The sequence below is a fragment of the Mesobacillus thioparans genome, from assembly GCF_965138835.1.
GTDB classification, from domain to species: Bacteria; Bacillota; Bacilli; order Bacillales; family Cytobacillaceae; genus Mesobacillus; species Mesobacillus thioparans.
The window spans coordinates 1-17898 of sequence record NZ_CBCSFH010000003.1 but is presented as its reverse complement, the minus strand read 5'-3'; the positions used below and the strand labels follow the sequence as shown (position 1 = coordinate 17898).

Below are 17898 nucleotides of genomic sequence, written 5' to 3'. Positions count from 1 at the left end.
GAAGGGATAAAATAGGATTAAAAACTGGAGGGCGATGCAGTGTTAATCGGTCATATCAGAGAAATTGTTCGGCATCCTGTTAAATCCTTTTGTGGAGAGAGTGTTGAGAAGACAAGGGTAATGGAGTATGGATTGTACGGAGATCGCAGCCACGCCATCCAAGACCAAACAAGACCAGGAAAGTACTTAACAATCACACAATTCCAGGAGATGGTTCGATACAAGGCAAGATTTATTGGACACGAGGGAATGGATGAATACCCTAAAGTCGAAATTGTAACACCTGAGGGTAAGGTGCTTGAATGGAGTAAGAAAGAATTCAAAAAAGAGATCGAAGAAAGGTCGCAACGAGAAACCGAACTTGTTTCATATCTTCCTTCAAATGTACCCCTCGGGGCGATTGAAGAAGAGCATATTCAACTTGTTACGGACGCTTCACTAAAGGGATTAGAACAAATATGGGGTAAAGCAGTTGATCACAGGCGTTTTCGTGCCAATTTGTTTATTTTATTGATAAATCAAACTCCTTTTGTAGAAGAACAATGGTTTGGCAGACGAATCAAAATCGGCAGTGAAGTGGTACTGGAAGTGAAAAGGCATTGTGAAAGATGTATGATCATCACCGTTGATCCAGATAGTGCAGAAAGAGATTCATCATTGCTAAAAACGGTCGCAAACGAAAGAAATAATCACTTTGGAGTTTATGCATCAGTTATACTACTGGTGAAATCAATGTTGGGGATGAAGTTCATTTTGAAAAGTAAATCTTCCTCCGGTAAGACTTTCCAGCATAGGGGAAGACCGTGAGCATTCCTCAATATAAAATAGTCAATTTCACAAAATGGTTTGTAGAAGAAAATGATGTTAAAGAACGAGGAAGGGTTTTGAATTCGTGCCTTTTCTACATGAAGAGGGCGGCAATAATAAGAAGGTTAAGAACAACCAGTATTCTTGTATATGATTGCAGAATTTGTTAATTGGTATGGGTCGAATATTGATTCTTTTTGTTCCCTAATTTCTGTCCGAATTTAAAATAAAAAAGTTTACTTGACCAAACGAACCTATGACATTTATACTGAATGTAACCGGTTACAGAAAATACGATCGAGAGAAACGGAGAGAAAAACATTGGTTACGATGAGAGATGTGGCTAAGAGAGCTGGGGTCTCAGTGGCAACTGTGTCCAGGGTTTTGAATGACAGTGGATACGTCAATGAAGACACGCGAAAAACTGTATTAGCCGCAATCGAGGAAATGAAATTTAAACCAAACTCCGTTGCGCGCAGTTTATTTAAAAAACAATCGAAGACAATTGGACTTATTGTCCCGGATATCAATAACCCATTCTTTCCCCAGCTGGCAAGAGCTGTAGAGGATGTGACGAGTGAGTCGGATTTCACTGTCTTTCTTTGCAATAGTGATGGCAAGATTGATAAGGAAATTCGCTATTTTGATATGCTGCAGCAGAAATATGTTGATGGAGTCCTGGTTGTTTCCAATACTCTTAAACCTGAGCATATTTCACATTATAATTTTCCGATTATTGCCCTTGATAGACCTTTGGATTCGACCATACCCTATGTTACCTGCAACAATTACGAAGGTGCCCGAAAGGCGACACAGCATCTTATAGAATGTGGGTGTGTGAGGGTTGCCCATATCAGCGGACCTGAGAATATTGCGAACGCGAAAGATCGGCTAAAAGGGTATGAAGATGCTGTCAGCGAAGTGGGATTGTACGATGAAAATCTAATTTTTCCTGCGGAGTATCAAATAGAGTCGGCAAAGCAGGCAGCTTTTAAGTTGTTAACAAAGTATCCTGACATCGATGGGGTCTTTGCGGGCAATGACGTTATGGCCATTGGTGTTATTAAGGCAGCTGAACTGCTCGGCTATAAAGTTCCGGAGCAGCTTAAGGTAGTAGGATTTGACGGGATTGAATTCGGGGAGATCATATCACCAGAATTGACAACGGTTTCACAGCCGATTTATCAGATGGGATCGACCGCAGCTTCCATGCTGCTGGATTTAATCGAAGGAAGGCCCATTCATCAAAAGGAAACTACGTTTCAAGTTGAACTATTAGTGAAACGCTCCACACAAACATAGAAAGGGGCATGTTTAATGGCAAAAAAAATCACTGTCATCGGCAGTATTAATATGGATCTAGTCACCCAGACAGATCTTGTTCCAAACAGGGGAGAAACGGTTCTTGGGAATCAATTTTTCACCATTCCCGGGGGCAAAGGAGCTAACCAGGCTGTAGCCGCTGCAAAAATGGGAGCGGAAGTCAGCATGATTGGCTTAGTGGGTGATGACGCTTTTGGACATGAATACATTGATTATTTGCGAAACCAGCAAATAGATGTGAGCAATGTGAAACCGGTTACACATAGAAAAACGGGAGTGGCTACTATCGTTTTATCACAGGGTGATAACTCAATTATTGTTGTTCCAGGTGCGAATAACATGGTCACACCTGAACTGGTTGAGAGCCTGGAAAAGGAAATAACAGCATGTGACCTTTTGTTGCTGCAGCTGGAAATCCCGATAGAGTCTGTGGAAATCGCTGCTAAAATTGCAAAAAAACACGGGAAGCAGGTAATCCTTAACCCGGCACCCTTCCAGCACCTCCCGGAAGCACTAATTGAAAATGCTGACTTTATAACACCGAATGAATATGAAGCCGAGCTTCTGCTTGCATCCATAACGGATCCCGCCCCATTGAGGAAAAAGCTGATTATAACGAAAGGCTCAGAGGGAGTAACTTTTTACGAGGGTGAACATGAACGCCACCAGGACAGCCTCAAAGTTGAGACGGTCGATACGACAGGAGCTGGCGATACGTTCAATGGGGCATTTGCAGTCGCAATCCTCGAGGGGAAACCTATTAGAGAAGCTTGCGAAATAGCTGCTGCTGCAGGTGCGATATCTGTTACAAAGCTTGGCGCACAATCAGGAATGCCGACAAGGGCTGAAGTAGAAGAATTTTTGAGTGACAGGAAGGGGGACTGGGCATGAAAAAGCAAGGAATCTTGAACAGCCATATAGCTGAGGTTCTCGCTCATTTGGGACATACAGATACCATCGTAATCGCGGATTGCGGGTTGCCTATTCCTGACGGAGTTAAGAAAATTGACCTCTCCCTTAAAATTGGGACACCAGGGTTTATCGAAACGCTTGAAGCAATACTTGAGGACATGGAGGTTGAACAAGCCACCATTGCCGATGAAATCTATGAGAACAATCCTAAAATGATGTCTTTCATTGATGAGAAATTTAGTAAAGGCCAGATTCAGTCGGTAACTCATGAAGAATTCAAGAAGAAAACGGAACAAGCAAAAGCAGTGATACGAACGGGAGAAGCAACACCATATGCAAACATCATTTTGCATGCAGGGGTGATATTCTAATGGAATTCATTAAAATGAAAGGGATTTCAAAATCGTTTGGCCCTGTCCAGGTACTGAATAAGGTCGATTTTGAGCTTGAGACTGGAGAAATTCATGCACTAATGGGAGAGAATGGTGCAGGAAAATCCACGCTCATGAAAATCCTGACTGGAATTTACCAAAAAGATGAAGGTGCCATTGAAGTTAAAGGTAAACAAGTCAGCTTCAAATCGGCTAAGGAAGCTGAGTTATCCGGCATAACCGTCATCCACCAGGAGCTTAACATTATTCCTTATCTGACAGTTGCGGAGAATATGTTCCTCGGCAAGGAATTGACCCATGGAAAGACAGGGATGATGAAAACGAAGGAAATGAAGCGTAAAACGAAGGAGTATCTTGAAAGGCTTGGCGTACAGCTCGATCCTGATCAAGAAGCGGGGAGTCTATCCGTGGGCCAGCAGCAGATGATTGAAATCGCAAGGGCTGTTGCCACCAACTCTGAAGTACTGATCATGGACGAGCCGACTGCGGCATTGACTGACCGGGAGATTGAAGTTCTTTTCAAGGTAATTGACAATCTTAGGGAACAGGGAGTAGGCATTGTCTATATCTCCCACAGGATGGAAGAAATATTCCGGATGTGTGACAGAATCACGGTCTTGCGTGATGGCCAGTCAGTCGGAACAAAGCGGATTAAAGAAACAAATTTTGAAGAAATCGTCAAAATGATGGTTGGCCGGGAACTTGGTGAACGCTTTCCAGCAAGAACCGGCAAGCCTGGTGAAGAGAGAATCCGAGTCGAGAATTTTACGGCAGAAAATGCTTTTAACGATATCTCCTTTTCTGTAAAGAGTGGCGAAATCCTGGGAGTAGCGGGTCTTATGGGTGCCGGCAGGACGGAAATCATGGAAGCGATTTTCGGAAAAAGACCGATTAAATCTGGAACAATTTTTCTGAATGGGAAAGAAGCCAAAATCAAACGGCCATATGATGCGATAAAAGCAGGCATCGGGTTCATAACGGAGGACCGGAAAGATGAAGGTCTGGTCCTTGGTCTGAGTGTCCGTGAGAATCTGGTTTTGACCAATTTGCGGAGGTTTTCCAACAGAGGCTTTATGGCTAATAAAAAAGAAGCCGATTATGTCAAAGCGATGATTGAAAAGCTTAAGGTCAAGACATCTGGCGGAGAGCAGGCTGTCAAATCGCTGAGCGGGGGAAACCAGCAGAAGGTCGTCATCGGCAAATGGCTGGGCATCGACCCCAAGGTCCTGATCCTGGATGAACCGACACGCGGAGTGGATGTAGGGGCCAAAAAGGAAATTTACACAATCATGAATGAACTTACAGAAAAAGGCGTTGCCATCATCATGGTATCTTCTGAACTGCCTGAAATCCTCGGTATGAGTGACAGGATCATGGTGATCCATGAAGGGAAATTGACAGGGATGCTCGACAGGGAAAACGCTGACCAGGAAAAAATCATGCAGGCTGCCACAGGAGGGAAAACCCATGAAAAAAATTAATGTTTTTCAAAAGCTTGGACCACTAATTGGACTTTTTCTAATCGCTATTATCCTATCAGTCATGAGCGCGGACTTTTTGACTGTAAACAATATATTCAATGTCCTGCGCCAGGTTTCTATCAATGCATTGATTGCATTTGGAATGACCTTTGTTATTTTGACTGGCGGAATTGACTTATCAGTTGGATCGATTCTCGCATTGTCCTCAGCTCTGACAGCAGGAATGCTGGCTGGCGGAACGGATCCAATTCTTGCTTTACTGATTGGCCTTATGGCCGGTGCGGCCATGGGTGCGGTAAACGGCCTGATTATCACAAAAGGGAAGGTTGCCCCGTTCATCGCAACACTGGCAACAATGACCATCTACCGCGGCTTCACACTTGTCTACACCGAGGGACGTCCGATTACTGGACTATCTGACGCTGTATCTTTCCAAATGCTTGGAAAGGGTTACTTTCTGGGAATACCATTTCCGGTCATCACGATGCTGATTACTTATGCCATTCTATATTTCTTGCTTAAAAAGACGACATTTGGCCGTGGTGTATACGCAATTGGAGGGAATGAAGAGGCTTCCCTTTTATCTGGTTTAAGAGTTGATCGTATTAAAATTGGTGTCTATGCCCTTACTGGATTACTGGCGGCTCTTGCTGGTACGACATTAACCTCAAGACTGAATTCAGCACAGCCAACTGCTGGTGTATCCTATGAACTCGATGCAATCGCTGCCGTTGTTTTAGGCGGGACAAGCCTTTCTGGAGGCAAAGGCTGGATAGTCGGAACGCTAGTCGGCGCATTGATCATTGGTGTATTGAATAACGGTTTGAATTTGCTGAATGTATCTTCTTTTTACCAGCAAGTTGTTAAGGGTGGAGTCATTCTGCTAGCAGTATTGTTAGACCGCAAAAAAGCGGCTTAATGATAATAAAAATTTAGGAGGAATAAGAAAATGAAAAGTGTTTTTAAAGGTATCTTACTTGCATTAATAGCTGCAGTATTCATGGCTGGCTGCTCACTAGACCAAAATAACAAGGGTTCTGATGAAGGCAGTAAAGACTCAGGCTCTAAAGATGAAAAGGTGAAAATTGGGCTTTCCATCTCAACACTGAACAACCCGTTCTTTGTTACGTTAAAAGAAGGCGCAGAAAAGAAAGCAAAAGAAGAAGGAATTGACATTACGACTGTCGATGCACAAAATGACCCGGCAAAACAAGTAAGTGATGTGGAAGACTTAATTCAAAAAGGCATTGATGTTCTTCTGATCAACCCAACAGATTCAGCGGCAATTACAGCAGCAATCGAGTCTGCAAACAATGCAGGGATCCCGGTCATCACGGTTGACAGAAGTGCAGAAGGCGGCGAGGTCGTTGCACATATTGCATCAGACAACGCAGCTGGCGGCAAGATGGCTGGAGATTTCATGGCTGAAGCGCTTGGCGGATCAGGAAAAGTGATTGAATTAGAAGGTATCCCAGGTTCATCCGCAGCACGTGAGCGCGGCAAAGGTTTCAACGAAGCAATCGCAGCAGCAAGCGGTATTGAAGTAGTGGCAAAACAACCAGCGAATTTCGACCGTTCACAAGGACTTTCTGTCATGGAAAACCTTCTACAAAGCAACAAGGACATCCAGGCTGTATTCGCTCACAATGATGAAATGGCTCTAGGTGCAGTAGAAGCATTGAAAGCTGCCGGTCTTGAAAATGTCATCGTTGTTGGATTCGATGCAACTGACGATGCAGTAAAAGCAGTCGAAGAAGGCACAATGGCCGCAACAGTTGCACAAAAGCCAGAAATGATCGGACAACAGGCAGTTGAAACTGCCATCCAGGTGAAGAATGGTGAAAAAGTTGAAGAATTCATCCCGGTTGAGCTTGAGTTAATCAAGAAATAAGGGAACATTGGTTAATAACTGACGGGGAGCGTAAAGCGTGTGCTTTACGCTCCTTTTTTTCTAGTCCCATAATTGGATCCAGCATTTTTGGTCTGGATTATGACTTCCAAACGATGAATCCACCTGATTCGTCGCTTGTTTCCTTCTTCATCTAACCCCCGGAAGTAAGATATTTCTCTGCATATCCCTATCATTCCATAATAAAGATGTATAGATAGAATGATGATTTGATAATCAATTCAGAAAGCCGCATAAGGAATTTTAGAAAACTAAACCCTTTAACCCAGTAGTATAACAATTTTTTGGTTGACTTTTTAAATCCTAAATAAAATTGAAATTTTTCATATTGCCAATAATTAGTCAGTGTTGTATTATTATGAATAATCAGATATTTAATTTAGACAGGTTATTGTCTAAGGGAAGAGATGAGGAGAATCCCTGTGACCAATAAATTGCATGACACTTTTTTGTGGTGCAGTTTGTTGTTCATGGGTTTTTTTATGAAAAAAAAGATATTAAGGGGAGGAAATGGCATGAAAGTCAAGCTTTTATCATTGATCTTTGTTTTGTTGGTTGGCATTGCTGGATGCAGCAGCAATGATGCTGGAACGAAAGAAAAGACTGAGATTGATTTCTGGTTCCCGGTTGCGGTTGGCGGGGATGTAGCGAAAATCGTGGATAAAATTGTAGCAGACTTTGAGAAAGAGAATCCTGACATCAAGGTTAATGCGAAATATGGTGGCAGTTATGCTGAAACAATGACACAGGTGATGGCTTCGTCGCAGGGAGGAAATCCACCTGAACTGGCTGTATTGTTCTCGATCGATCTTTTCACCTTGCTTGAAAATGACCTGATCGAAGAAGTGACTCCATTGTTTGATAAAGAGTATTTAGATGATTTCTATGATGGATTCATGGCCAATTCATCTATCGGCGATAAGGTGTACAGCTTGCCTTTCCAGCGCAGTACGATTGTCCTTTATTACAACAAGGATGCATTCAAAGAGGCCGGATTGGATCCGGAAGCTCCACCGGAAAACTGGGATCAGCTGGTTGAATACGGAAAGAAGCTGACGAAAAATGGCGGCAAGGACCAGTGGGGACTTGAAATTCCGAGTACAGGCTATCAGTACTGGATGTTCCAGGCTTTAGCACTTCAGACGGAAGACAACATTATGTCTGAAGATGGAAAGGAAGTTTATTTCAACAAGCCTTACGCGAAAGAAGCAATGGAGTACTGGCTGTCCCTTGGGAAAGAGCATAAGATCATGCCAGAAGGTGTGATTGAATGGGCGACCGTTCCTTCTGACTTCCTGAGTGGAAAAACAGCGATGATGTACCATACGACAGGTAACCTGACAAATGTGAAAAACAATGCGAACTTTGATTTTGGAGTATCCTTCCTGCCAGCAAACAATCAATATGGTTCTCCGACTGGCGGAGGAAACATCTACTTATTCAAGGATCTTCCAAAAGCGAACAAGGAAGCTGCAATCAAGTTCATGAAGTTCCTTACAGAACCTGAGCGCGTCGCACAGTGGTCAATCGATACAGGATATGTAGCCACAAGAGAATCTGCCTATGAAACTGACTTGTTGAAGAAATATGTTGAGGAATTCCCTCCTGCACTTGTTGCTCGTGAGCAATTGGAATATGCGGATAGTGAGTTGGCTACCTACCAAAATGGAGAGGTGCAGAAAATCTTTAATGACCATATTCAATCAATCTTGACTGGACAAAGCTCAGTAGACGAAGGGTTGGAAAAAGCGCAGAAGAAAGCAGAAGAAGTGCTGAAGCCTTTTCAGTAATACAGATGCAGCAGTGGACTGAATGGAGCAGAGCTCAAGTGGACATTTAGCTGACTTGGGCTCTCTTTATTCACTAGAAAGGTGGGCTGATTTGATGGATTCGAAGCGAAAAAAAATTAGTTCCGGAATGAAGCACAATCTGTTTGCCTACGGATTGCTATTTCCTTCTTTCATATTTTTAACTTTTTTTACGTTTTACCCAACACTCAAGTCGTTCCAGTTAAGCTTCTATAGTGGACCGATGACACGGTTGCAGTTTTCAGGACTGGATCAGTATAAAGAAGTTTTCGGTGATGAGATCTTCAGGAAGGTAATCCTGAATAACGTCATCTTTATGATAGGAACTGTTCCGACGAGTCTGTTCCTGGCGATGTATCTTGCCATTTGGTTGAATAAAAAAATGACCGGAAGTTCCCTGTTAAGGACAGCATTTTTTTACCCGACGATTGTTCCGTTGATTGCCGTAGCGAATATTTGGCTATTCATTTACACCCCTCAGTACGGGCTGCTCGATAACTTCCTGCATTTGTTTGGTGCAGGCGATACAAGCTGGTTGGGTAATCCCAATACAGTAATGATTGCGATGATTATCATGATCATATGGAAGGATGCCGGTTTCTATATGATATTTTATTTAGCTGGTTTGCAAAATTTGCCGAGAGATGTCTATGAAGCAGCAGAGATTGAGGGAGCGAAACCGTTCCAGATGTTCCGGCATATTACGTTCCCACTGTTGATGCCGACGACACTGTTCGTCATGATTGTGGCAATAACGAATTCATTCAAGAACGTTGACCACTTGTACATCATGACCAAGGGCGGGCCAGATAATGCCAGCAATCTATTACTCTATCATATATATGAAGCGGCCTTTACAAACTGGGATCTTGGAAAAGCTGCCGTTCTGACCGTCATTCTGATTGTCATCATGCTTGGAATCACAGCTTTCAACTATCTGTACCTTGACCGGAAAATCCATTATTAAGGAGGGGAAGAATACGTGAAAAAGTTAAACTATGGCATCATTATCATTTTAGGGATCATTTCCTTTATCCCGCTGCTTTGGGTTTTCATTACTTCTTTCTCTCCTGGGAATCAAGTAATCAATGGCGGTTTTCCCTTCTGGGTATCCAATCCGACGTTTGAAAACTATGTGCAAGCATGGGAGACTGCACCATTTTTACAATATTACTTTAATACGTTCGTGATCGTCTTCGGAGTCCTGATCGTCCAGTTAATCACGATTACCCTTGCGGCTTATGCTTTTGCGAGGCTGAACTTCAAGGGCAAGAATGTTCTGTTCATCCTGTTTTTGCTCCAGCTGATGATTCAGCCTGAAATCCTCCTGTTCCCAAACTACCAGGTAATTAGCCAGATGGGACTCGTCAATACAAAGCTGGCTGTCATGATGCCATATTGGGCATCAGCATTCGGGGTATTCCTGATGCGACAAACTTTCAAGCAAGTCCCATTCGACCTCGATGAAGCATCGAGAATAGATGGCTGTAAATGGTATCAGACCCTCTGGCATGTTTACATTCCGTCAGCGAAACCGACATATATTGCATTTGCGCTCGTTTCCGTCAGTCACCATTGGAGCAACTTCATGTGGCCTTTGATCATCACGGATTCTGTCGATTCCCGGCCTTTGACCGTAGGACTTGCGTTGTTTGCCCAATCATATGAAACGGGGGCGCAGTGGGGAATGGTCGCTGCTGGTACGGTAATGGTCATCATGCCTTTAGTAGTCGCCTTCTTCATTTTCCAAAAGCAGTTCGTATCAAGCTTCATGCATTCAGGAATAAAATAGGTGGTGATAAGGTGGATATTCATTTTTTAGGAACGGGAAGTGCCTATCCTGGTTCACAACGTGACAATACTTCAATTTGCTTTTCGAATGACGGTTATCATGTACTTGTCGATGTCAGCGGCAATCCCTGCAGGAAGCTGAAGCAGCTACAGGTGGATTTAGGGGAGCTTGATGCAGTAGTGTTCACTCATTTCCATATCGATCATATTTATGGATTGCCATCCTTGTTGTGGGGAATGTGGCTTGAAGACAGGAAAAAGCCATTGCGGATTCTTTGCGATGACCGTAATGAAAAAAAGCTTCATGAATGGCTCTCGACAATGGAAGCTGACAAGTGGCCGATTGCATTTCCTATTGAGGTTGATACATTTGATGGAGATCAGGAGGAACAGCTGTTATCAGGCGGTAAGATGACATTTTCCTGCTTCAAAGCGCTTCATTCAGTGCCTACTATCGGGTTGGAAGTGCAATGTGCTGATCGTTTAGTCGTTTATTCGAGCGATACGGAAATCAACGAACGTATCGGCGGGTATGACCATATTGATCTATTGATTCATGAGGCAACTTCAGCGCGTAAAGTAGCGGGCAACCACAGCAGTCTCGTTGAAGTAGTCGAGAAGTATGATATTGAAAAAATCGACGAGGTCGTATTAGTCCATTTATCTGACAAAGAACCATATGATGAAGAGGTAGCTAGAATAGGATTATCAAAGATTGTCATCGGTGAAGACCTGATGACCAAACGAGTATAAGTGAATAGAAACAAGGATAGAGATGAGGAGATTCCTTGGGTATGACGGCATCCAATTGATAAATTGGAGAAATCGTCATGCTCAGGGAATTTTTTATTGGATGGGGGAGACCGATGAAAGATTTAAAAGGATATATTTTTGACTTGGATGGTACTGTATATCTGGGCAAGCAATTGATTGAAGGAGCGGATATCGTGATCAACTCCCTGCTCAATCAAGGAAAGAAAGTGTTATTCCTGACAAATAAGACGATTGAGTCCCGCCAGCGTTATGTGGAAAAGCTGCGCAGTTTTAATATTCATGCATGCCTGGAGAACATTTTGAACCCGACGGTTACTTTAATTGACTATTTACAGGAACACCATCCTGATGCCACATTATATGTGATTGGTGAGCAGCCAATTAAGGATGAGCTGACACTTGCCGGGTTTCGGGAAGGAATGGCACCATCTGAGGTCGATGTGGTCGTGCTGTCATGGGATCGCGATTTTCACTATGATCATTTGAATTTTGCTTACCAGGCAGTGAAGCTTGGCGCAAAAATGATCGCGACCAATCCTGACAGAACCTGTCCTGTGGAGGTTGGCGATGTTCCTGATTGTGCAGGGATGGTCGGCGCTGTAGAAGCAGTTACCGGGAAAAAGATTGATGTCCAGATCGGAAAGCCGTCCGTTCTGACGATTGAAGCAGCACTGAAAATACTGCAGCTTAAGCCGGAGGAATGTGTGATGATCGGCGACCGCCTCGAAACGGATATCCGGATGGGCATCGAAGCAGGAATGAAGACAGCACTTGTGCTTAGCGGAATAACGACAGAGGATGATTTGAGGAGTTCAGCCTGGAAGCCAGACTATGTTTTGCCATCTGTAAGTGGATTGTTATCGGATAAAAGGGCAGGGTGCTAATCATATGGTTCAATAGGCAAAAAAGGAAGCGGTGATCGGACCCGCTTCCTTTTTCAACTTCGCCGGCAGAAGCAAAAAGCGCTTCTGCCGGCGGAGTCTCCAGTTTCTGCGTTTCTGGGCAGTCGGCTATACATTTCGATTTCGGTCCGCTCAGGTGAAGTCAAAGAACGACTTCATCGTTCGACCCTCCAGCGCTTGTCGGGGCTGAACGAGGCACTTGCGCTTTTTGTTCTGCTATTGTATTCCTTTATCGTCCTTCATCAATTTCTTCATATCGATTTTGAGCATCCGGTCCATCGGGTAGGTCGTTGTATAGCGGTATTTATCTGCTCCTGATTCAAACACGACATACAGTTCTTTTTGTACCTCCACAATTCCTTCAGGCATTGGAATGGCCTCAATACTTTGACGAGGTTTTACAGTATGCCCATCCAGGAACCACAGTGGTACTTCTTTTCCGTCGATATTAACAATGGAATGAGGATCTTCTTTTAAAGGGTATTCGTAGCGATACAGCACGCTGTCGTTAGCTCTTCCATATGAAGTACTTAGCGTGATGCCATTTCGTGCTTCCTTTTGTACAATCGCGCCCTGAACCTTTCCGGTCGTGGAAAGAACGTAATCTGGTACGGCATTGCGGTCAGGTGAGCCGTTCCAATGATCTTTAGCTAGCATGTCGTTATTCCGTTCCAAATTAAATCCAACCATCCAAGCGTAGTGCATCTCCCCATCCCTGTTCTCGATATGGTGCGATGGATCAGTCGGATAGGAACTTGCTTCATAGAATTCTCCGACCCAGAGAATGCCTTCATCATAAACGGTGTAAGCAGCTTCGACCGGTATTGGAATTTGTTTTGTGAACTGGATTTCACCGTTATTTTCAGCTTCCACCAGATCACTTAAATTGAAGCTGAACAAGGAATGCTCGGATGCAACCCAGCCATGGTCACGACTGACAGTAACGCCGCCCGCATGACCGGTGTAAGGTGTGCCGTCCGAATTGTAAAGGACAACGGACTTCACTAGTTTGCCTGTTGTGCGATTTGTTACGGTAATGGTTCCTGGCCGAATCCCATCATCGACGTAGCTGATCGTAAGCAGCCAGTCTTTTTTCTTATAATAGGTCAATCCTTGAGGGACGAGTCCCTGTGCAAGGCCAGCGATCACCGGACCGTCAGAACTGATATCCCATAGGCCCTGATAGGCAGGATCTTTTTCATGTTTCCACCGTTCCAGCTGGGTGATGATCTGGTGTTTTGGAATTACCTGTACAGGCTCTGATTTTTCCGATATATTTCCTGATGTATCCTCTGCGCTTACTTGTAAGGTATATGTTTGGTTGCCAATTAACGTATAGAGCGTAAAAGATGTCTGCTGTGGATCAACGGAGTATTCGAACTTACCATCTTTGTAAATGTGATAACGGTAAAGGTCGGTTTCAGTTGAGGCATCCCAGTTCAAAGTAGCCTCTCCGTTACCTGCGTTGGCTTCCAGATTAGCTGGTGCTGCCGGGGCATCCTCATCTATCACAGGACGATCTGGAACTTGGTCTTCTGCCAGCCATCCCGGCGTTGGCTGTTGATGTGCCGCCAACTTTTCCATTGTCCGTGTATTGTCTTTCGGGTAGGCGAACGTGACTGTTTGCTTCAGAGAAACGTCCTGACTTGCATAATCTGCTCTGACGACTTCACTGCCCTCGGGGTCATAGACAGTCACTGTATTGCCGCCGTTGACCAGCCCGCTGATATCACCAAGGATGATTGTGTTCTCCTCACTTAGATATTTACTTTTGTACGAATAGAAGTAGTTATAGTTGAATGCTTCAAGTGAAATGGGACTGATGGATGATGCTCTGGTCCAAATCACTGCTGTCTCCCAAGGCTTTAAAATGTAAGTTTCTTTGATCTCTTCATTCCAAGTGTGGGAGGCGAAACGATATCCCTTCAAATTGATTGGATCTGGACTATTATTATAAATCTCAAAGTACTCAAATGCATCGTATCCTGCGTAGTTATCGGTATTCGGAATTAATTCTGTAATAAGGAGCTCGGGTACCGGAACGTTTTCTGTTGGTGCTGAGACAAGTGGTGCTGTCGCTTCCGATGCATTCCCGACTTGATCAACAGCAGTTATCTTGAAAGTATACTCCCGGTTCAACTCCAGAGGGGAAACGACCATACTTGTTTTGTCGGCAGCTGCTGAGCCGTAAAGGGTTCCATTAATGTAGACGCGGTATTCGGAAAGGTCACTTTCTGTATTGGCGGCCCACTGAAGTTTTACATGATCCTTCCCAGGTTTTGCTTTAAGTCCTGTCGGAGCTGCAGGAGCTTCGTTGTCTACTACTTCCTGTGGCACAGCCCGGACTTCTTTTGTTGCCGGGGACTCGTTACCTTCCGAGTCGACAGCTGTCACGGTGAACGCGTATACTGGACCATTTTCTAATCCGTTGATTGTCGTTGAGGTCGTATCCGATGAAGTGATTGTTCCATCAAAATGGTAGATTTTATACGAAATTGCACCAGCTGATGCTTCCCATGAAAGAGTGATGGATTGATTGGTTGGCGTTGCAGTCAGATTGGCTGGTGTTGCTGGACCTGCAACTTGTTCTGTCAGTAGTAGAGCTGGCGTTGGTGTTTCTCCGTTGCGGAGCTTAGTCATTGCTGTTGAGCTGTTTGCCTGGTAAATAACGCTTTTGTTGGTGAGGCCATCGACTTCTCCGTCATTGATCAAAGCAGTACTGAGAATGTTGCCATTCGCATCTGCAATTCCTACTTGACGAAGGCTGGTGTCATGCAAGCCTTGACCAGAAGTAGTCAGCGTGACTTCATATATATCTTCGGCAGTGAGAAGCGTATCATAGTTGGAGTTGAAGTCCCATAGCGGCACATCAGGATAAGCGAATTTCTTCAGCCATAGGACCAGTGAATCCTTTGGCTGAATGATTTTGTCCTGGATGGGCCATGAGTTGGCAGGGCTTGAGAAGTTGCTTGTGAAGTATTGGAGCTGATAATCTTGCAGGTTGATTGCTTCTGAGGTGGTATTATAAATTTCTACATACTCATAGGGCTGACCGGAGCCGGCGGATTTCGTGACAATTTCCGTGATGATCAGAGGCGGACTTGCATCTTCCGCATTAACGTTCTGGTCTGGAAGGAACACTAGACCTAACCCAAAAGCGAAAGTCAAAGCAATTACCCAGCTAATTAATTTGTTTTTCAACACATCTTCCTCCTTTTATAAGACTTTTATTTATGTAAAAAATGAAAAGAACCCCATGCCAAAAGATTGTACGATTATCGTACAAACAATTTGCACAGGGTTCTCCACATCTCTACCCGTTATTAAAATACCTAGTTCAATCATACAATGAGAGCGCATGGGTGGCAAGTGAATTCAGAATTATTAGAAAATAATATTGAAAAGAAACATAAATTGGTTTATGATAAGAGTAATTAAAATACTTTGGCTTATAGGAAGAGTAGAAGAGATCACCTATGAAGCGAACACTTATCCCTCACTTTTAGTGTCGGGAATAAGCATTCGTTCATGGAGTGGTCTCTTTTTATTGTGAAGGGAGTTGGTTAGATGGACGTTTACATTGAATACGTGCATGGATTCTTTTGGCAGCATGAAACCTATTTCCGGATTTTGGTTAGTGCTGTTTTGGGGTTTTTAATCGGATGGGACCGGACCTCGAAAAATAAGCCGGCGGGATTAAAAACGTATACGTATGTGTCTGTGGCATGTACTCTTATAACCATCGTCTCAATAGAAAGTGCAGAGATTTTCAGTCAACATGATAGCGGGAAAGTGATGGATCCGATGCGTCTGGCAGCACAAATAGTTTCAGGACTGGGATTCCTCGGAGCTGGTGTTATTTTGAAAGATGGTTTACGGGTAAAAGGCCTGACTTCAGCAGCAATGATTTTTTATGTTGGGGGAATCGGTATTGGTATCGGAGCAGGATTTTACGGCATTGTCATCTTCGCGACATTTGTAACGTTCATCATTACGAAGATAGGAAACTTCTTTGAAGTACGGGAGATCAGGGTGCGTTTTCCATGGTTCAGGAAAAAAAGAAAGACAGACAAAAAACAAGAAGAGTTTGGAGCATGAATTGGCTCGAGCTCAACTCCTCTAGGTTGAGCTCTTTTTTCGGGTTACAAATCAAGATTCCAGAGCTTCGGATCACCAGAGGAAATAGCTAGGGCACCGGCGCTTAATCCGTTGAGAATGTCTTCCTTATTGCTGATTAGCCCGCCAGCGATGATTGGCAGCGCAGTCATGTTCGTCAGTTTGTCAATCACAGATGGCATCAGACCTGGAAGGATTTCAATTGCATCCGGCTTGCAATTATGTGCGATTTCAATCCCTTTGACGAGAGCATTGCGATCGATCAGAAAAAGGCGCTGAATCGTCATTAAGCCTTCTTCCTTTGCATATTTAATCAGGTTGCTTTTTGTCGTGATGATACCCGCGGGTTTCCAGATTTCCGCAATATATTTGATTGCGCTCTTCGTGTTCGACAAACCGTCGATAAAATCAATATGTATAAATGTAGTTTTTCCCGCGGCCTTTAATTTTTTCAAGTATCCATCCATCGTGATTAAATTCCCGGTAAGGATGAAAACAATGTTGGCGTTTGACCGAGCCGCCTTCTCCAGGTCAGCTTCTTCCTTGATTGACGCAATCACCTGTGACTGAACAATATCATTAATATTATTTCTCATCTACCCAACCCCTTAAAAGTCTGAATATTCTATTTGCATTATAACACAATGGACATAGGGCCGGTTCTCATGCCCCATTCGGGTGGCGAAATAAGTAGCATGATATCCTGCATCTTTTTCTGTTCTCATGAAAAGATACTTTTCAAATTTGGAAATATGGTACTAATGCATCATAGCATTAGAATTTTTATATATAATATAATACAATTATTGGAAACTGATAATAGCAAGATAGCTTGCCTGCATATCTTGTGAAAGGCTAACCCCTTCATGAGTCCTGAAAATATTCCTAATAATGTTAAACTATTAAATAAATGGAGTTTGCATTAGAATAATTGCCTATTAATATAGTTTTATGTCCCTGCTGAAGACTATCATCATGTAATGGAGGGAGATCCTATTGAAGAAAGTACTGACATTTATCGTGGTTGTCATTGGCTTGGCTTTGGCATTCGGGTACGGGACATATAAGATTTTAGGGAACGTTGAGCATTACGAGGAGAAAAGCTCTGCAAATGAATCTCGTTCAGTGGCAGCACCTGAAGAAAATGGAGATTCACCTTATGAGTCAGAAAAGGAAGAATATGAAGAGCAAACCAAAAACATCGGTGGCCAAATCTTTGAACTGGAATTGACGGATAGCACGACTGAAGGTGAGATTATTGAAACCATGCACAAGATGACTCATCAAAAAGTGAAAGCCGAAGATAAATGGGGAGCGATTCCAATGTCAGATGATACGGTATCACAGGTTTTGGAATTCCTGAAGAAATCTCAGTTCGCTTCAAAAGACGATCTTATCGAGATTGCAGAGAAGTGGAAAAAGGGTAATTTTCAAACGGTCGACCATGACCACAATTACTTCTGGAATTGGCAAGGCGGTACAGTCGGCAGAGCATACGGAGTCATGAGCACTGCGGAGGAAGAGGAATTTATTAAGAATAATTTTTAAAAGCACGGGAACTATGAACTGCTCCCCGTCAAGTAGACAGTGGAAATAATAAAAACAATCTAAGCGGCTTTAGCCCTGTATTCTAAAGGGCTAAGGCCGTTTAATCTTTTTTGGTAACGTTCATGATTATAAAAG

16 protein-coding genes and 1 pseudogene are annotated in these 17898 nt (G+C 43.5%); 14 read left to right on the top strand and 3 right to left on the bottom strand.

Translation table 11 applies throughout. The annotated features are described in order from the left end of the window. Positions 1-39 precede the first annotated feature (39 nt). From ACNAZ4_RS07205 to ACNAZ4_RS07150, 12 genes and pseudogenes are all read left to right on the top strand, one after another. Positions 40-764: pseudogene (locus ACNAZ4_RS07205) on the top strand (MOSC domain-containing protein). A gap of 364 nt (positions 765-1128) precedes the next feature. After that, positions 1129-2109 (top strand): LacI family DNA-binding transcriptional regulator, encoded by a 981-nt coding sequence (locus tag ACNAZ4_RS07200; protein ID WP_415813550.1) that lies wholly within the window; start codon positions 1129-1131, stop codon positions 2107-2109. Between the two features lie 15 nt (positions 2110-2124). Beyond that, entirely contained in the window at positions 2125-3021 is an 897-nt protein-coding gene (gene rbsK, locus ACNAZ4_RS07195; protein WP_415813549.1) for a ribokinase, read from the top strand. Further along, a complete protein-coding gene (rbsD, locus tag ACNAZ4_RS07190; protein WP_415813548.1) occupies positions 3018-3413 on the top strand; it encodes a D-ribose pyranase in 396 nt (131 codons plus the stop codon). Before rbsK ends, rbsD begins: the two co-directional genes overlap by 4 nt. Continuing rightward, positions 3413-4915 carry a sugar ABC transporter ATP-binding protein gene (locus ACNAZ4_RS07185; protein ID WP_415813547.1) on the top strand — a complete coding sequence of 501 codons (1503 nt, stop codon included), beginning with the start codon at positions 3413-3415 and terminating at the stop codon, positions 4913-4915. The genes rbsD and ACNAZ4_RS07185 overlap by 1 nt, the downstream gene beginning before the upstream one ends. Continuing rightward, entirely contained in the window at positions 4902-5834 is a 933-nt protein-coding gene (locus ACNAZ4_RS07180; protein WP_415813545.1) for an ABC transporter permease subunit, read from the top strand. Before ACNAZ4_RS07185 ends, ACNAZ4_RS07180 begins: the two co-directional genes overlap by 14 nt. 30 nt (positions 5835-5864) lie before the next feature. After that, positions 5865-6806, top strand: coding sequence for a ribose ABC transporter substrate-binding protein RbsB (gene rbsB / locus ACNAZ4_RS07175; protein ID WP_415813544.1), 942 nt, complete (start codon positions 5865-5867; stop codon positions 6804-6806). A gap of 533 nt (positions 6807-7339) precedes the next feature. After that, on the top strand, positions 7340-8614 hold the full coding sequence (locus ACNAZ4_RS07170) for an ABC transporter substrate-binding protein (RefSeq protein ID WP_415813543.1): 1275 nt from the start codon (positions 7340-7342) through the stop codon (positions 8612-8614). A 94-nt stretch (positions 8615-8708) separates the two neighbouring features. Beyond that, a complete protein-coding gene (locus tag ACNAZ4_RS07165; RefSeq protein WP_415813541.1) occupies positions 8709-9599 on the top strand; it encodes a carbohydrate ABC transporter permease in 891 nt (296 codons plus the stop codon). A gap of 15 nt (positions 9600-9614) precedes the next feature. Next, positions 9615-10424 carry a carbohydrate ABC transporter permease gene (locus tag ACNAZ4_RS07160; RefSeq protein ID WP_415813539.1) on the top strand — a complete coding sequence of 270 codons (810 nt, stop codon included), beginning with the start codon at positions 9615-9617 and terminating at the stop codon, positions 10422-10424. An 11-nt stretch (positions 10425-10435) separates the two neighbouring features. Beyond that, positions 10436-11176 (top strand): MBL fold metallo-hydrolase, encoded by a 741-nt coding sequence (locus tag ACNAZ4_RS07155; protein ID WP_415813538.1) that lies wholly within the window; start codon positions 10436-10438, stop codon positions 11174-11176. Positions 11177-11289: 113 nt separating this feature from the next. Continuing rightward, positions 11290-12081 (top strand): HAD-IIA family hydrolase, encoded by a 792-nt coding sequence (locus ACNAZ4_RS07150; RefSeq protein ID WP_415813536.1) that lies wholly within the window; start codon positions 11290-11292, stop codon positions 12079-12081. A 234-nt stretch (positions 12082-12315) separates the two neighbouring features. Here the strand turns inward: ACNAZ4_RS07150 and ACNAZ4_RS07145 are convergent, their stop codons facing one another. Beyond that, positions 12316-15300: a lamin tail domain-containing protein gene (locus tag ACNAZ4_RS07145; RefSeq protein ID WP_415813535.1), complete on the bottom strand. Its 2985-nt coding sequence runs from the start codon at positions 15298-15300 to the stop codon at positions 12316-12318. Between the two features lie 366 nt (positions 15301-15666). Here ACNAZ4_RS07145 and ACNAZ4_RS07140 point away from each other — a divergent pair, with 366 nt between their 5' ends. After that, on the top strand, positions 15667-16197 hold the full coding sequence (locus ACNAZ4_RS07140; RefSeq protein WP_415813534.1) for an MgtC/SapB family protein: 531 nt from the start codon (positions 15667-15669) through the stop codon (positions 16195-16197). Between the two features lie 44 nt (positions 16198-16241). Here ACNAZ4_RS07140 and ACNAZ4_RS07135 read toward each other — a convergent pair whose 3' ends face one another. Continuing rightward, positions 16242-16811 carry a glycerol-3-phosphate responsive antiterminator gene (locus ACNAZ4_RS07135; RefSeq protein ID WP_415813532.1) on the bottom strand — a complete coding sequence of 190 codons (570 nt, stop codon included), beginning with the start codon at positions 16809-16811 and terminating at the stop codon, positions 16242-16244. Between the two features lie 400 nt (positions 16812-17211). Between ACNAZ4_RS07135 and ACNAZ4_RS07130 the strand changes: the two genes are divergently transcribed. Further along, a complete protein-coding gene (locus ACNAZ4_RS07130; RefSeq protein ID WP_415813530.1) occupies positions 17212-17763 on the top strand; it encodes a DUF6241 domain-containing protein in 552 nt (183 codons plus the stop codon). Positions 17764-17822: 59 nt separating this feature from the next. Here the strand turns inward: ACNAZ4_RS07130 and ACNAZ4_RS07125 are convergent. After that, on the bottom strand, positions 17823-17898 hold a 76-nt coding region (locus tag ACNAZ4_RS07125), incomplete at its 5' end, for an IS3 family transposase (protein WP_415813528.1).

Bases quoted from the DNA above. Each gene is read 5' to 3' on its own strand.
- rbsK (WP_415813549.1), top strand. From the start codon at position 2,125: ATGGCAAAAAAAATCACTGTCATCGGCAGTATTAATATGGATCTAGTC.
- rbsD (WP_415813548.1), top strand. From the start codon at position 3,018: ATGAAAAAGCAAGGAATCTTGAACAGCCATATAGCTGAGGTTCTCGCT.
- ACNAZ4_RS07185 (WP_415813547.1), top strand. From the start codon at position 3,413: ATGGAATTCATTAAAATGAAAGGGATTTCAAAATCGTTTGGCCCTGTC.
- ACNAZ4_RS07180 (WP_415813545.1), top strand. From the start codon at position 4,902: ATGAAAAAAATTAATGTTTTTCAAAAGCTTGGACCACTAATTGGACTT.
- rbsB (WP_415813544.1), top strand. From the start codon at position 5,865: ATGAAAAGTGTTTTTAAAGGTATCTTACTTGCATTAATAGCTGCAGTA.
- ACNAZ4_RS07170 (WP_415813543.1), top strand. From the start codon at position 7,340: ATGAAAGTCAAGCTTTTATCATTGATCTTTGTTTTGTTGGTTGGCATT.
- ACNAZ4_RS07165 (WP_415813541.1), top strand. From the start codon at position 8,709: ATGGATTCGAAGCGAAAAAAAATTAGTTCCGGAATGAAGCACAATCTG.
- ACNAZ4_RS07150 (WP_415813536.1), top strand. From the start codon at position 11,290: ATGAAAGATTTAAAAGGATATATTTTTGACTTGGATGGTACTGTATAT.
- ACNAZ4_RS07140 (WP_415813534.1), top strand. From the start codon at position 15,667: ATGGACGTTTACATTGAATACGTGCATGGATTCTTTTGGCAGCATGAA.
- ACNAZ4_RS07135 (WP_415813532.1), bottom strand. From the start codon at position 16,811: ATGAGAAATAATATTAATGATATTGTTCAGTCACAGGTGATTGCGTCA.